At 44.0% G+C, this 16,346-nt stretch carries 11 protein-coding genes; 7 read left to right on the forward strand and 4 right to left on the reverse strand.

Going from position 1 to position 16,346, the window contains the following annotated elements; translation table 11 throughout:
* Positions 1 to 2: 2 nt before the first annotated feature.
* The 3 genes from M2444_RS12805 (at position 3) to M2444_RS12815 (ending at position 4,072) form a co-directional block, all read left to right on the forward strand.
* Complete coding sequence (locus M2444_RS12805; RefSeq protein ID WP_094876727.1) at positions 3 to 1,103, forward strand: toxic anion resistance protein; 1,101 nt, start codon at positions 3 to 5, stop codon at positions 1,101 to 1,103.
* A gap of 398 nt (positions 1,104 to 1,501) precedes the next feature.
* Complete coding sequence (locus M2444_RS12810; protein WP_280787136.1) at positions 1,502 to 2,290, forward strand: formate/nitrite transporter family protein; 789 nt, start codon at positions 1,502 to 1,504, stop codon at positions 2,288 to 2,290.
* A 180-nt stretch (positions 2,291 to 2,470) separates the two neighbouring features.
* Positions 2,471 to 4,072: an ATP-binding protein gene (locus M2444_RS12815; protein WP_094869706.1), complete on the forward strand. Its 1,602-nt coding sequence runs from the start codon at positions 2,471 to 2,473 to the stop codon at positions 4,070 to 4,072.
* Between the two features lie 100 nt (positions 4,073 to 4,172).
* Here the strand turns inward: M2444_RS12815 and M2444_RS12820 are convergent, their stop codons facing one another.
* Both M2444_RS12820 and M2444_RS12825 read right to left on the reverse strand, forming a co-directional pair.
* A complete protein-coding gene (locus M2444_RS12820; RefSeq protein ID WP_280787137.1) occupies positions 4,173 to 6,500 on the reverse strand; it encodes a septation ring formation regulator EzrA in 2,328 nt (775 codons plus the stop codon).
* A 170-nt stretch (positions 6,501 to 6,670) separates the two neighbouring features.
* Positions 6,671 to 6,814 carry a hypothetical protein gene (locus M2444_RS12825; protein ID WP_167348483.1) on the reverse strand — a complete coding sequence of 48 codons (144 nt, stop codon included), beginning with the start codon at positions 6,812 to 6,814 and terminating at the stop codon, positions 6,671 to 6,673.
* Positions 6,815 to 7,105: 291 nt separating this feature from the next.
* Here M2444_RS12825 and M2444_RS12830 point away from each other — a divergent pair, with 291 nt between their 5' ends.
* Positions 7,106 to 10,249 (forward strand): EAL domain-containing protein, encoded by a 3,144-nt coding sequence (locus tag M2444_RS12830; RefSeq protein ID WP_280787138.1) that lies wholly within the window; start codon positions 7,106 to 7,108, stop codon positions 10,247 to 10,249.
* 60 nt (positions 10,250 to 10,309) lie between these two features.
* Here M2444_RS12830 and M2444_RS12835 read toward each other — a convergent pair whose 3' ends face one another.
* A complete protein-coding gene (locus M2444_RS12835; RefSeq protein ID WP_280787139.1) occupies positions 10,310 to 11,404 on the reverse strand; it encodes a GGDEF domain-containing protein in 1,095 nt (364 codons plus the stop codon).
* Between the two features lie 244 nt (positions 11,405 to 11,648).
* Between M2444_RS12835 and M2444_RS12840 the strand changes: the two genes are divergently transcribed.
* The gene (locus M2444_RS12840) at positions 11,649 to 13,166 is read left to right on the forward strand and encodes a methyl-accepting chemotaxis protein (RefSeq protein WP_280787140.1); all 1,518 of its coding nucleotides are present in this window, start codon (positions 11,649 to 11,651) and stop codon (positions 13,164 to 13,166) included.
* Positions 13,167 to 13,217: 51 nt separating this feature from the next.
* Here M2444_RS12840 and M2444_RS12845 read toward each other — a convergent pair whose 3' ends face one another.
* Positions 13,218 to 13,733 carry a nucleotidyltransferase family protein gene (locus M2444_RS12845; RefSeq protein ID WP_179283662.1) on the reverse strand — a complete coding sequence of 172 codons (516 nt, stop codon included), beginning with the start codon at positions 13,731 to 13,733 and terminating at the stop codon, positions 13,218 to 13,220.
* 262 nt (positions 13,734 to 13,995) lie between these two features.
* On the opposite strand from M2444_RS12845, the gene M2444_RS12850 reads away from it, so the two are divergent.
* Together M2444_RS12850 and M2444_RS12855 are read left to right on the forward strand one after the other, a co-directional pair.
* The gene (locus M2444_RS12850) at positions 13,996 to 15,600 is read left to right on the forward strand and encodes a sensor histidine kinase (protein ID WP_280787205.1); all 1,605 of its coding nucleotides are present in this window, start codon (positions 13,996 to 13,998) and stop codon (positions 15,598 to 15,600) included.
* Positions 15,597 to 16,325: a LytR/AlgR family response regulator transcription factor gene (locus M2444_RS12855; RefSeq protein WP_094869650.1), complete on the forward strand. Its 729-nt coding sequence runs from the start codon at positions 15,597 to 15,599 to the stop codon at positions 16,323 to 16,325. Before M2444_RS12850 ends, M2444_RS12855 begins: the two co-directional genes overlap by 4 nt.
* The last annotated feature ends 21 nt before the right edge of the window (positions 16,326 to 16,346 follow it).

Consider the following 16,346-nt stretch of genomic DNA (forward strand, 5'->3'; position numbering starts at 1 on the left):
CCATGTCCACGCAGTTGATCCAATTAAAAAAAGAAGATGAACAAAAGGTAGTCGAGGAAGCGGCACAATTAATTGAGAAGGTATCCCAAACGGATACGGTTACACTGGATTCCTTGATGGATGATATCGGCAAGCTTGGGGTTAAGACGCAGGAAAAAGCAGGACAAACCTTGAAGCTGCTGGATCGCCCAGTGAATGACCTGATGTCTGGTAAGCGCGTTGAAGTGCCTAATATGATTATGAAGCTGCGGAATGAGTGTGAGAATCTGCAGCAAAGTAAGAATGTGAGCTTCTTTGGCAAGATTCTGCGCAAGAGTCCAATGAAGAACTATGTGTATAAATATCAGTCGGTTCGTACGAACATTGATGCCATAGTTACAGGGCTTCGCGATGGTAGAGATACCCTCGAAGAGAGCATTGTGAATATGCGTCAGCTGAAACGTACCTCTATGGAAGAGATCTATAACCTACAGACCAAAATTGCTTTCGGCACTAAGTTGAAAGAATTGTTCGAGGTAGAGATCGCGAAGCCTGAGAATGAGTACCGTAAAGCTTATCTGGAGCGCGGATTGCGTAAAGTGATGGTTCGAATTCAGTCGATGACAGAAATGATTCTGCTGTACAATCAAGCGATTGCTGCTACAGACATCATTAATGATAATAATGACAAGCTGATTGATTCCGTGAATAACGCAATTGATAAGACCTCTAATCTGATCACGGTGTCGGCAATGATTGCGATGTCTTTAGCGGATCAGGAGAACGTCATCAATGCTGTAGAAGCGACGAATAAGACGATTGAAGATCAATTTAAAGAAAATGCACGTCTGCTGCGTACCACTACAGAGAAAACAACCGAGTTGCTGTCTAAGCCTTCTATGTCTATGGAAGCTGTGAATCAAGCGATTGGTGATCTGCTTAGCGCACTAGATACTTCAGAACAGTCCAACCGTCGTATTATTGAGAGCTGCCAAGATTATACGTCTAAAATGACGGCAATCAATACTCAGTTGGGTAATCGTTTAGGACTAAATGAGGCGGACAAGCCTCAGGCACTGAAGCAAGGAGAGGCTGAGAGTCAACTGAGCAGTTTCTTGAACTAAATTGTTTCTGACAATAATAAAAATACAGAGAATAGATTGAGATGCCTGTTGAATTCATTCAACAGGCTTTTTTTAACGCCAATACTCAATCATAAAGTCCTATCTTCACACATAAGTTGTCACAAGACTACATGTGTAGAAAGTGGGGATAGGCATATGATCTTAGGGTGTTTGATACTCGTGCTTATCATCGTAGCCAGCAGCGAAAAAGCAGAAGCGATAGCCAAATTGAATGACGACAGTTAGCGGGAATTAACATCAATTCCTCTGAGAAATTCGGGGATTTTCAACCACAACTTGGTTCAAGTAATTTCCAGCGGGTTATTGGGTATAATAACTCAAGGCTGTACGATTAGCCCTTAACTAGCTGGAAATACCAAAATCCCTAAGGAGGTCACATGGAGAACGAGGCGCTGCTTCAGGTTGAACAATTGGCACTCAAGAAACAGAAAATTTTTCGGCAAAGTATAATGCGTTATATTGCCAGAGCCATGCTGGCCAGTATGTTTATCGGGTTTGGTGTAATTGTAGCCTTCAAGACAGGCAACTATTTCTATATGGAGCATTCACCGTTTGCGTATCCAATGGCTGCGATTACTTTCGGAGCAGCGATCATCCTAATCTCATACGGTGGAGGGGACTTATTTACCGGAGATACTTTCTATTACACGTACACGGCTTTGAGACGCAAAATGAAATGGTCCGAGGTTGTACGCATGTGGGTCATGAGTTATATAGGTAACATTCTTGGTGCTGCTGCATTTGCACTGTTGATTTTTTTAACAGGGCTGTTTTACAGTTCTGATGTAAATGGTTTTTTACTATATGTGGTTGAGCATAAAATGGAGGCTCCGGCAGGGCAGCTTTTTTTCCGCGCTATCCTCTGTAACTGGCTTGTTTGTATGGCTTTTTTCATCCCAATGAATATCAAAGGCGATGGGGCCAAAATGTTCGCAATGGTCTTATTCGTATTCTGTTTTTTCATCTCCGGTTATGAGCATAGTATTGCCAATATGTGTACTTTTGCAATTGCATTAGTCCTTGACCATCCCGGAACGGTTTCGTGGGGCGGTGTGGTGCATAATCTTGTGCCCGTTACAATCGGAAATCTAATTGGCGGCGGGGTTCTGATGGGGGTTATGTATTATTATGTGAACAAACCTTTTTTGGATGATCCGAAACATTAAGAAGAAATAATGTGAATCCGCAACTTCGCTCTTTAAAAGAGCGGAGTTTTTTGTGCTGTAAGATATTTCTTCATCTTTGGGATATTTTGATTTTTTAGGGTTGAAAAGGATTAGGGGGAAAGAAGTAGAATACATATTAGTATTGCAAAATTGAAGAATCATACAGAATGGGGTAAGGCTTTGGAAAAGACAACAGGGATACTGACGGATGAGACTATCATTAAGGCTTCCAATCAGCATTGCATTGATCAAGGAATAGATCCAGAGCAGCCTCCTATTTTTCCAAAATGTTATGCTGCAGATGAATTGGGGTCACAACTCCATGTATATAGTGAAGTGATTGAGGTTATTGATTTTTTTGTAAACAAGTTCCTTTCTTCAGTAAAAGGTAATCCGATCCTTGTTACGATATCGGATGATGCAGGTTATCTATTGGCGTTCAAAGGGGATCCGACGATTATTGATCTCGTAGGGCAGGTTGGCATCAAAGAAGGTGTGCAACTAAACAAAGAAGTGGGTACAAACTCAATTGCATTGTGTCTGGAACATCAGCGGCCTTTTCAGTTGAAGGGACAAGATCATTATCATCAAATTCTTCATCGTTTAGTGTGCTGTACGGCTCCTTTTTATAAAGAGGATGGGCTTGAAATATTGGGGACGATATCATTTATGGCGGATATTGATGTGGCGCATCCCCACTTATTGCCTTTGCTCTGTACCATGGCTGACTCTATCGAACGCGAGATTTTGCTGCGTAGGGGGAATGCTGAGCTTCAGCTTTTAAATCGAATCCTATTGGATACCAATTACTTGGGTGTTATTATAACGGATGAACTTGGAACGGTCGTCAATATAAATGAGAACTGCTTAACCATGCTTCATTTGGATGGTGAGCATCAAGCATCTGTTATCGGTGCCAGTGTCTTCGAAATTCGGAATGTGGGCTCTTATTTTCAACATGTCATTCTTCAGCAAGAGGCATGTGCTGGGCTGGAAGTGATTCAGGAGAGCAACGGTTTATTTGAGCATTATATGCTGGATGTGCTTCCGGTTTACGATTCGAATGCATGTTTAGCTCGTGTGATAGGGAGTCTTCGTAATATCACAGAGATGAAAAAAACGGAAGAAGTGTTGCGCAATACAGAGAAGCTAGTGGTCGCTGGACAACTAGCCATGAGTATCGCACATGAGATTCGTAATCCGCTAACTACAGTCAAAGGAATGCTTCAACTAGCCAATAAAGATTCGCAATTGCTACATTATGATCTTATAATGTCAGAAGTAGAAAGAATGAACCTCATTGTGAGCGAGTTCCTCATACTAGGTAAACCGCAGGCCGCGCATTATAGGGTAGAACAATGTAGCACGATTCTGCAGGAAGTGCTCAGCATTTTTGCGATTCAAGTGGAGATGAATAATATATCATTGAAAACACAATTCCATTGTGATGCGAATATCTTGTGTGACCGTAATCAGATTAAGCAGGTCTTCCTAAACATCCTAAGAAACTCAATGGAAGCCTTGCCCTTTGGCGGAAGCATTACAGTTGCCCTAGATGTGGAGAATGGATTCCAGACGATTACCTTCAAAGATAACGGAGAGGGTATGAACAAGGAAGTGCTGGATAAATTAGGGCAGCCTTTTCACACAACCAGAGGTGACGGTAATGGACTGGGAATCATGATTGTTAAAAAAATAGTGTCTGCACATAGAGGACGCGTGGCCATAGCAAGTGAAGAGGGCGTAGGTACAGCCGTTACGATTTATCTGCCAATAAAATAAAGGGCTTATCTTGGCTATTTCTTCGTCGTGCAAGCAGTAATTCATAATAAAAGACTCTTCCGCCTATGCAGGCTGGAAGAGTCTTTTATTTGGAGAAAGTCTACCACTTGGATCCGCCTGATGAATTTCGGCCGGACTTCCCTCCGCCGCCCCAAGAAGATCCGCCGGAGGATTTGCCACCGCTGCCGCCTCCACCCCAGGAGGAGCCTCCGGACGAGCGTCCTCCACCGAATCCACCTGATGAAGGTGGGCCAGAGGACATTCGTTTGCGAGCCTGTGCGCGACGTTGTTGTTCTCTCAGCATAGCTAATTGAGCTAGTCGCTCTTCTTCTTCCTTCTGACGAACGAGTCGGTTCGCTTCATTCACAAAGGAATTGATCTGTGAATCATAAGAACGGCCAAGGGATTCCAGTTCCTCAAGATTGTAAGGCCGGGATGCCAAACGATGTTCCAGTGCACTGTATTCCGGCAGTAAGGATAGCTCGAAGCGAATTCTAGAAGATAACCCTCTGCTATGCAGCATACGCTGGGTTGTTTCCACCCGGCTTTGCCCTTCGGAAAAGAGGCGAGTGACCTTATCCAGTCTTTCATGAAGTGCATTTAGACTTTCTGAGACACCATCGAACTGCTTTGCAGCTTCATCTTGGAGGGATAGCAACTGTTCTAGCGCATTGTGGGCCTTATCATATTCGCCGCGCTCATCACTGGTCCAATTCTCAATCTGCGCCACTTCACTAGCACCTTCCCGAAGGCGTGTGCTCCACGCTGTAAGGATGTTCTCCACAGTTGATACATGTTGTTCTTCAAAATACATACGTGCTTCGGTAATCCGGCTTTGCAGTCCGTCTCGCCGCTGTTTTAATTGGCTCCACTGGGTACGGAATATCTCTAAATCTCTGCGGTTATTCTGCCGAAGAAGTGCTTGTTGTTCTGTCATAGCAACAGCCTCATCCAGGAGAAGGTCAAGAGTAGCGCCTATCTTGCGCACCTCATCCATATCTCCAACATGCAGCGGCGCTTCAAGCGTTAGCGATTCTGCGCGGGCCTGCTCCAGACGATCAAATGGTTTTACCTTCATGTTGTGGAGTGAACTCTGCTCGATGATGTTTGTGATTTTGGCACGGGCTGCAGCTAAAACCGTAGGGAACTTATTTAGCTTATCATCGTAGAGATCGACATCCTTCAGGTCTTGTTCAATCTTTTCTTGGCGATCTTGTGCATCCTCGGTAATTTCTTGTGCGGCGATAGGGTCAAAAAGCTCCAATTGATCTGCCTTAGAGGTCTCCTCGGCAAGCTCCTTGAGCTCTTCTACAATTTCTTGAAGTGCATAGCCAGTTTCTTTAACCGCACCCTGCAGCTGCTCTTCAAGCTCTGGTGCATCCTCTTTCAGCTCTGTAATTCGCTGTTTAACATTGCGATCAGCTTCACTGATGACAGCAATGTTCTTCTCTTCTTCCTCGAGCGCTGCGCGGAAGGAGGCCTCTGTCTGCTGTAATTGTTCCACGGCTGCCTTAAGGGCAGTCAAACGATAAAAGGGTGGCTGTACACCTTGCCCATCACTTTGCAGTGAAGAGATTTCAACAAGCTTTGCAGAGAGCCGTTTTGAAATGCCTTCTACCAGTACCTCGGTTTTTCCCTGAACGATCCCTTGAAATGGCTTTAATGACTCCAATGCTCGATTTGCCTGTACTAGCAAATCGGATAATTGCTCTTGTTGTGCGTTTAGCTGTTTGCGTCGACGTAGACCTGTGACCACTATGAATAGCACAAGTAGTATTAGTACGATTCCGATTAGAATGGCGACAATCGTAAACATGGAGCTATTGGAGCGGCTTCCGGTACTGACCGAGGTCCCTGGTTTACCGGAGGTTCCGTTCCCTGAACCGCTATTCGTACTGCCAACTGCACTACCACTTCCTGCATTTCCTCCAGTATTTCCGATACTCTCCCCGATGGAATGGACCGCTTTAATTAGAGCCTTTGTCCCTCCAGCGAAGTCTCCTTCTCTGGCATAAGGGATGAAATAAGTATTAACTAGCGCTGTAATGGCAGCACTTCCTGATTTTCCTCCCTGATTTTGGGACCAGGCATTTAACGAGGTTTGAAAGCCCGGATTGTTAAAATTTAGTTCAATGGACTGGTCGCCAGCGGAGATCAGCAAGAGAATATCGCGTGTGGATAATCCCCAAGAGGTGTAAGTATCCTCGGCGTACTTATCGGCCGGAGTGCCGTTTAGGGAATCTACGGTGAGTACATGCATAGTAATCAGATCTCCAGTGGCAGCAGCAGAAATGGACGTCGCTTCTGCGGAACTGAACATTCCAGCTTTATCGGTTACTAATCCCTGCTCAGCAGGGATTTCGGCGGCGTATGCACCGGGTATCCATAACACGCTGATCAATAAGAATAAAGCTATATACTTTTTCAAGCTGACACGCTCCAATCTGAAGGACTTTGTATTCAGTATATTATGCTGATAATTATACTATATCATTAACCCTCAAGTGACCCGGGGATACCTATTCTTACATAGCTGCCAATCATACAAGCAAAAAAAGCCGCATTCCCTAAAAGGAATGCGGCGAATATTCAGAAAGGTTATCTTGTCGGCAGACAGAGAATGTATTGCAATCTGGATTTAATTTCTTTTTGCCATTTTAAATCTCCAACTTTAACGGCAAGATTGAGCAGATCCAGATAATCGTCAACCTGTAGTGTTGTTCGGGTAGAGGTAACGTTCATGGGTGATCAGTCTCCTTTTAACTTAAATATAGTAAAGTGAAATCAATAACTTATTTAATAATGATAATCATTATCAACTTGTATCATTATTGTTATTATCCACATTTTCCATCTAAAAAGCAACATAAAAATGTAGCATCCGTAATTTTATATAATTTACAAAGGGAAGGGTTCATTGATGGGATTTGCGTATATTATGTGACGAGGAAAGAAAAAGCAGGGGTATTGCCATATTTTGTCGAATAACATTTAGGATATTACTGTAAATTCAGTAAAAAGGGGGAACGAGCGATGAAGCAGTGCAGACTGTTGCTTCTGATTAGCATTCTATTTATGCTCTTACCTCCTACTGCCCTTCACGCCGAAAGAAAGGAGATTGAATATCAAGTAGAGCTGGAATATCCACCTTATAAATATATAAAAGATGGGTACATGACCGGTTTTGATATTGAATTGAGTAATATGATCTTTGAGAAGCAGGATTACGATGTCCACTACAGTACAGGGAAGTGGCCTGATGTGTATAATCGGCTCGTTCAGGGTGATATCGAAACAGCGGGTCTAATGGCAGTAACGGAAGGACGAAAACAAGAGTTGTTATTTTCAGATCCTGTTTTCAAAAGCTATATTTCCATCTACGCAAGGCGAGGGCTTAAGGGTAAGATCGATTTAAATAAGCTTGGAGGTTATAAGATAGGTCTAGGAAACGGGCAGTATTCTGAAACAGTACTGAACGGCAAATTGGGAATTAATGATTACTTAGAATTTGCTACGATTCCTGAAGCCTTGGAGGCTTTAGAAACAGGGGAGATCGACCTTCTATTTGAGAATCAGGAGGTGGTCGATTATCTGCTCGTTGAACAGGGGAAGACAGACAGTATTATTAAGGAAATGAATGATCTTTATCCCAGGGATGTAGCTTTTGCAATCAATAAGTCTGCACCGGAGTTAGTTTCTTATGTTAACGAGAGATTGGGGGAATTGAAGCATTCAGGTGCTTTTGAAGAGTTGTACCAGAACTATTTTTTCGTTCATTCTGATTATTATAAAGGCATGATCCACAAAAGATGGGTTTACGGAGCAATCCTTCTATTCTGTCTTCTTATCCTGGGTGGAGTCCTGCTTAAAATGAATATTAATCGTTTACGGCGTGCTGTTTATTCAGAGCATCAATTTTTTGAAGATGTTATAGAGCATAGTGGCATGGTAGTTTGGGCGGTGCAGGCAGATAAAAAGGTAGTGCGGTTTAATAAATTCGCTGAACAGATGACGGGTTTAAGTGAAAAAGAGGTACTGGGTGTAAATATTGAGGATATCGCAGGTCTGGAGGGCAACACGGCTATAATCCGGGATCTACTGAAGCAGGCAATACGTCTCGAATATGTCAGCAACGTAGAAATTAAGCTCCCAGACCAGTCATCTGAAGCGCGATATTTCTCATTCCGGACAGCCTTATTAAAAGGACTTGATAAGCAAGCAGCCGATATCTTTGTCCTTGTAGGTGTGGATATCGATAATCGTAAACAAAATGAGTTGAGGCTACAGCTAAGTTATAGAGAATTGGAAGCTACATACGAAGAGCTCTCAGCGACAGAGATCGATCTACAGGAGCAATTTAATAAGCTACAAATCAGTGAAAGGCGTATTCGGCTCTCCACAGAAGGTTCTGGTGCGTATATGTGGGAGTTTGATTTGGAGGCGAGACACTTTAATTTATCGGATCGATGGTATGAACTCATGGGTTACACGAAGGATGAAATCAATTCGTTTGAAGATGGAGTGCTTAGTATTGTTCATCCGGAAGACCTTGCTACAACCCTCAAGCTTAAACAAGATCACCTGAAGGGTGTCACACCTATTTTCGAAACGGAGTTCCGCATGATTACCAAAGATAATCAAATCGTGTGGTTTGAGGTTAGGGGTAAGGCTACCGTTAATCCAAAGGATAAAGTTCTGTTATTCATGGGCTCCTTGATTGATATCGGCGAGCGGAAGCAAGCGGAGCTTAAACTGAGCAACAGCTACCAAGAGCTTGGGGCGACCTATGAGCAGCTCGCGACTACTCAACAGGAGCTTCTAGTACAATATAATATGCTTCTAGACAATCAGAAACATATGCATCGTCTGGCTTATGTGGATGCGCTTAGTAACTTACCTAACCGTTTATGTCTGCTGGAGACCATGGAGAAGTATCTAAAGCATCCGGGAGGGAAATTTGCACTGCTGTTTCTGGATTCAGATAATTTTAAATACATCAACGATACCCTAGGTCATAAATCCGGGGATGTACTCATCCGGAAGGCAAGTGAGAGATTGCAGTCACTGATGCGGGAAGGAGATATGCTCTCACGGCTAGGTGGAGATGAATTTGTTATTTTTATTAAAGATACAGAGGATCGTGAGGCTGTATTGCGTCTGGCAGAGCGTATAATGAGAGCGTTCAGGCAGTCCTTTTTAATAGGAGAGAGTAATCTGTACGTCTCGCTAAGCATCGGAATTTCCTTTTATCCAGAGGATGGAGAGACGGCCGAGCAAATTTTGAGTAATGCGGATGTGGCGATGTACCGTGCTAAAGAGGATGGCAAAGGAACTTATGTAGTCTATGACAAATCGATGCATACAGCGTTTAATGAACGAATGAATATAGAGAAACATTTGCGCAGTGCTATGAACAATAATGAATTTGAACTGAACTATCAGCCCCAGATGGATATCGAATCCGGATTCATCTCTGGCTTTGAAGCTTTAATTCGTTGGAACAGCCCATCTCTCGGTTCTGTATCTCCACTTTCTTTTATAAAAATTGCTGAGGATTCCAGACTGATCATCGATATTGGTGAATGGGTGCTTCGCGAATCTTGCATCTTTATGAAAGGTATTCAAGATCGTACTGGTGTTCCTTATAAAATATCGGTCAACATTTCGATTATTCAGCTATTCCAGAACGATTTTATCGAGAGGGTACAGGATAGTCTGGCAGTAAGTGGCCTAAATCCAAGCTGCCTTGAGCTGGAAATCACCGAGTCTATTTTTATGAAATCATTTGAGAGTATTCTGGGTAAGCTGCAGTTTCTAAAGTCTAAGGGCATTAGTATCGCCTTGGATGATTTCGGAACGGGATACTCATCACTTAGCTATTTGCAGCAATTGCCGATTTCAACGCTCAAGATGGATAAAACCTTTATTGATTCGCTTTCAGAAAAAGCTGACAGCCAGTCTTTTGTGCAGTCCATTATACAGTTGGGGCATAATATGGGACTGAAAGTTGTAGCAGAGGGTGTAGAAGAGGTCATTCAGATGGATGTGCTCAAGCAATTAGGCTGCGACAAGATCCAAGGCTACCTGATTAGCAGACCTGTGCCAAAGCAGGCAGTCGAAGAGCTTTTGGAAACACAGAGGCGCTATGGGATACAGCAGTCAGATTCAAGCAGATGAACACAAAAACGCTTACCGTCCATTAGGGACGCCGAAGGCGTTTTTGCTTGTGTTCGGCCTTTAGCTGATTACGATTTTGTTCTTCCCGGTGTTCTTAGCCTCATAAAGTGCATCGTCTGCTTTCTGAAATGTAGAGTTTTTGGAATCTGTACCTATAAAATCGTGCATACCGATACTGACGGTTACGTTTTTGTCGTTCATTTCCGCAAAGGGGGTATCGGAGATGGACGTTATAATATGCTTCATAATCTCATGAGAATGATCAAGGGTCTTAGAAGTCAGAATGACGACAAATTCTTCCCCGCCAAAGCGAGCCGCGAAATCATCAGGACCGACATGCTCGAGGAGGATCGCTGCAACCTTTTGCAATACGATATCTCCAACGGAGTGCCCATAGGAATCATTTACTTTTTTGAAGTTGTCGATGTCCATGACGGCTAGCTGCATAGGAAATGGATTACTCTGCTGATGATCGATCAGCCATCCTAAGTATTCATGAAACGTCTTATGATTATAAAGGTCCGTCAGAGGATCGATCTTGGATAGCCGGTCCATGATTATATTCTGAATGCGTAACTCCTGTTCTGACTTTACGGAGTTCTCCAGGGATCGCATCAAATCACGCCCGCGACCGATAACTGCAAAGCCTGCTAAAGCAGTAGAAGCAAAAATAAGAACAATAATGATAGTTTGGGCGATGGGGACATACCCGTGATTAGATGCCTTGATGAATAAAATGATCGTGTACAGTAGACAAACAGCAGAAGAGGCTATCATATAACTAGACTTCATATAGATCATGGATACAAGCAGCGGCAGCAGCATAATTAATGACTTAACATACAGTTCATCATTGAGATTGATGATAATAAGAAGCGCAAATAAATGGCTCGCTACTGTAATCGCTAGCTCGGACCATTCGGGTTTCCATCTATAGATAAATTCCAGAATAAAGATCAAAGTCAATATGACGGAATCAGGAATCAGCGACTGAGTAATAAACTCTCCCCTGGTTAGGGTATCCGAATGTTGGCCCCATAAGCATTGAGAAACAAACATATGAATACTTAAATCCACAATCAGGATGATCCAGAATGCATTGAGCAGGACGCGATTCCAATGGGTCTGACGAGGAGTTTGAGATGTAGTATGCATAATGTGTTCCTCTTTTCCAGTGGCAATTTGCTTATATATTCGACAATAATTACGGATTCCCTCTCGACCAATTATCTCCAAATATATTCGTATATTACGGTAACGTTGGTATAGGTCCTCCATAGATATGGATTAGCGTGTGGAAGGACTGATCGAAAAGGAATAGTATAGAAAGTATTTCCTTTCATTAACTCTGCTGATATAATGTTAGAATACATAACATCAATCGAGTGGAGTGGGAATAATGATGCAGATTCGTCGAAGCCAGATTTTTGTAGTCGTCCTGTTGCTCCTGGTCAGTGTTTACAGTTTGTTGATAGACATGTTTTGGATTCATAAGCTGGTAATCATCCTGCTTATGGCTTCTCTAGGCTGGGTCCTGCTAAATTTGTCCCGCTACGTTTATCGTAAAGAAGTACTGCTGAAGGAAGCTAATAGTAAGGTGGAGCTGCTTGGCAATGAGATTGTAGTTACTTCGGACCGACTGCATGGTGCACTCGAAGAAATCAGCCGTCATACAGAAAAGCTGCAGCGGACAGCTGATTATTCACATGAATATGAAATGGATTTGCGGATTCGCAGTAACGAAGCTAAAGCTAACATTGAAGATGCTTATCGGACAATGGGCGGAGTAGCATCCGTTACCACACATATCGAAGAGTTGACGGAGAGACTGGGGTCAAATATGCAATATGCCCGTCAAGGAATGACAACCATGGTAGATTCCTTGAGCATCGCAGATGCTGTGATGAAGGATTTACAGATGCAGAGCGGGGACATGTTAGCTAAGTTTACTATCTTGAGTAATCATATTGCGATGGTAGAAGAGATCAATACGCTTATTAACGGAATTGTGGATGAGACCTCGCTGCTAGCACTTAATGCTTCCATAGAAGCGGCCCGGGCCGGGGAACAGGGCCGCGGATTTGCGGTGGTGGCCAGCCGGATTCGGCAGCTGGCTGATCAAAGCAAGAGCTCGGTCGACCGTTCCTCCGGCATCTTGCTCGACATTAATAACGGAGTACAGCAGGTGCTGGAATCCGTTACGAAAGAGCAAGATTCAGTGGAACGTGGGGTGAACGAGGTCGGCACGGTGAAGCTTCGACTCGATGATATTGCTTCGAGAGTCGATGAGGTCGGCAGCGCAGTAACGGAAACCATCGATGCTGCCGCGAAGCAGGGCAAGCTGATAGTTGAAGTGACGACGGAGCTGAGTGGGGCAGTGGCTATCGTGAATGAGACGATTGCCAATGTGGATCTTACGCTGGAACAGGTGACACGGCAGCGGAGCCAGATCGGGCAGCTGAACGAAGTCAGCGCCAATCTGTTAGCCGAGTCGCAATCGTTGCAGCAGTCGGTTACCGGCATTGCGGGTCGAGAAGAAATCGAGATGAGCCAATATGCAGCCCGGCTTCAAGAAATGCAGAGTCTCTTGGAGACAATTTCAGCTAAAGAAGAACTGTACGACCCAGATACTGAAGTTCATCAAGGTGTTTTGACCTCTTACATTAAAAAAAATCCGGATGTACAAGCCATTTGGTCCAATCGGACGGATGGGACCTTTATCTATTCCGAGCCAGCGGCTGGCCTCTTGAATGCCAAGCGGCGTGATTGGTGGAATGGGGCCATAAATGAAGGTGAATATGTCTCGAAGCCTTATGTATCTGCGATTACGAAGCGTTCTTGTGTTACATTATCCAGAGCGATTAAGAATCGTCAGGGAGATGTCGTTGGTGTAGTAGGTATCGATTTGGCGGTGTAATAAAACCAGAAAAGCAAGCCCTGCTATATTAGGGGCTTGCTTTTTGTTATTTTAGGTAGCGCTGATCTGCAACTGTTTCCACGTCGCCTGCCAGTTCTTTTTAATAACGCGTTGTTCATAAATAGGGAGTAAGCTCGGGTTTTCAGTAAAATGTGGGGTAGGTCGTAATACTACATGAATAACATCGTAAATTCCGTGTGGAGCGACTAGGAGGATTTTCCCTGATGGATCTAGGGAGAGTCCAAGCGCTGTAGCGGTTTCCGGAAACTTGGATATCGCATCAACAGCTGATGTATACGGTGGGAGTTGATTGACGGTATGCATTCTTGCTTCATTCTTAACAGACCAGGGAATAGCAGGATTCAGGCTTCGTAGTCTCGCCTCCCAATCCTTCTCCACCTCCTCTTGAAGATTGCTGTCGTCATAATAAATAACATCAACATCTGGCAAAGGTGTCCGTTCTTCGAAGCCGTGAAGGGTGTCCCAAATTTTTGCACGCACAAAGCCGGCGCAAACCCACCAGTCAGGTAACTGCAGCGATCTAGCATTCTCTAATATATCCATCATCCAGGGATCATTTTGTACAAGCTGTATGATATCTGCCTCATGTTCTAATTTTTGCAAACCGCCCACCTCCGTATATGTATGCTTTTATTCTGATCCTATCATACAACAAGAGTTTCAATAGAGGTATTAAAGGATAGGCTGAATGGACAGAGGCATGAACTATCTTTATAATAAGTCGACATCTAGTCCTTTGGAGGCGGAGACCGTGCAATATACGTTTACGATATTACTGCAATTATTCGAAAGAGCTGCACTACTGCTGATGTGTCTGTTCGTGCTGACTCGTCTGCCGCGGTTTAAAGAGATTTTTCAAAAAGGAACCTACGCCCCGCAGGAGCTTGCCATTGCGACTACGATCTTCAGTTTATTCGCTATCTTTGGTACCTATAGTGGGATTAATGTGGAAGGCTCGCTTGTGAATGTACGAATTATCGCCATCGTGTCTGGTGGGATTTTGTTCGGGCCATGGGTAGGGCTCATAACAGGCATCATCTCAGGGGTTCACCGTTTTCTAATTGATATTGGAGGGGTAACCTCTCTTCCTTGTCTGATTACGAGTATTACCGCAGGGATTGTGTCAGGGGTAATATACCGCCGCACTTCAGGTGAACGTCGCTGGATGGCCGGTATTTTGGCCGGGATGGCCTGTGAAGCCCTGACGATGTTGCTCATTCTGGTGATGGCCGAACCGTCATCGCTGGGTGTGGATATCGTGTCCAAAATTGCTTTTCCGATGATTATGAGCCAGATTAGTGTTGGTCTGATTGTCATGCTAGTGCAGAGTGTGGAGGGTGAAAAGGAACGGATTGCAGCGAAGCAGTCCAAGCTGGCACTGGATATTGCCAATAAGACCTTGCCATATTTTCGCAATATTAATCCCGAGTCGCTTCGTACCATCTGCCAAATTATCAAAGAAGATATCGGTGCAGACGCTGTAGCTATTTCGGATACAAGACTCATTCTCGCTTACGTTGGTGTTGGAGAAGAGGATTATACTACGACCAATGAAATTATAAGCGAAGAAACGAAAGTGACGTTGTCCAGTGGTGAAATTACGATCCGTAACGACGATAGTGATTATGTGAATCCGGAGATTAAATCGCTGATTATTATTCCATTGAAGGAAAAAGGTGAAGTGACGGGAGCGCTCAAAATCTATTACACCAGAGCCCACAAGATCACTTATTCTTTACAAGCTATGGCTGTAGGTTTGTCGCAAATGATCTCTACGCTAATGGAAGTATCGCGGGTTGAGGGCATTAAAGAAATGGCGAACAAAGCGGAGCTAAAGGCGCTGCAGACAAGCATTAACCCACACTTTCTGTTCAATGCGCTGAACGCGATTGCGTCCTCGATCCGGATTAATCCGGATAAGGCGCGTGAGTTGATCGTGAATCTGTCCGGTTATATGAGATACAATCTGGAGCTGACGGATGAATTTATCGACATTAAACGAGAGCTACAGCAGGTCCAGCAATACGTTGAGATTGAAAAGGCGCGCTTCGGAAGCCGTCTTAACGTGCTTTATGATATTGATGAGGTTCAAGTCCGGATTCCGAGTCTGATTATTCAGCCGCTTGTAGAGAATGCGATCATCCATGGCATACTGAAGGTAAGAGGGACGGGAACGGTAACGATTTCTGTAAAAGATCAAGGCGATAATGTGCGGGTTGGCATTCGGGATACCGGAGCTGGCATCAGCGAAGATACCATAGAGAAGGTCTATGCTGGCGATATGCCGGAGAATAAAATCGGACTATTTAATGTACATCAACGGGTCAAGCTGATCTATGGGACAGGACTTACCATTCAGAGATTGGATAAAGGGACGGACATCTTTTTTGATGTCAAAAAGGAGGGGCTATGAGAGCGATCATCGTAGAGGATGAAGAGCTGGCAAGACAGGAGCTGGCTTATTTAATAGAGACACATAGCGGGATCGATATTGCCGCACAATTTGAAGATGGGCTGGATGCACTCAAATTTTTACAGGTTGAGACGGTAGATGTGATCTTTCTGGACATTAACATTCCCTCGATAGACGGAGTGCTGCTGGCTCAGAATATTAGCAGATTCTCGGTAAAACCTTATATAGTGTTTATTACTGCGTATAAGGAGCATGCCGCTGAGGCATTTGAGATTGAAGCGTTTGACTATATTCTTAAACCCTACAGTGAGGTTCGCATTAAAGCTATGCTGCACAAGCTAGAGGGGGCATTCGTTGCTCGCGGAAGACAGGGGGAAGAGGAACGTAATCCCGTCAGTGATAAGGTGAATCTGTGGAAAAACGAAAAGATTATCGTAGTGAATGCCGACGATATTTATTACGCCTCCGCACAAGAGAAAAGTACGAGCGTAATAACTAAAGGTGAGGAATATAGTATGGCGCTCAGCATCAGCGATTTTTATAATCGACTGCCGGAGGATCGTTTTTTTCGCTGCCATCGTTCCTATATCGTTAACCTGTCCAAAATCAAGGAAATCATCCCTTGGTTCAACAATACGTATTTGCTGCGTTTGCATGATTTGGAGTTTGAGGTGCCCGTAAGTCGCAGTAAGGTAAAAGAATTCAGGCAGATCATGCGCTTATAAATGCAGTTCATTCTTCATTTG

Origin of the sequence: Paenibacillus sp. PastF-3, from assembly GCF_029893135.1 — a bacterium.
In the GTDB taxonomy this organism is placed as follows: domain Bacteria; phylum Bacillota; class Bacilli; order Paenibacillales; family Paenibacillaceae; genus Paenibacillus_AQ; species Paenibacillus_AQ nitricinens.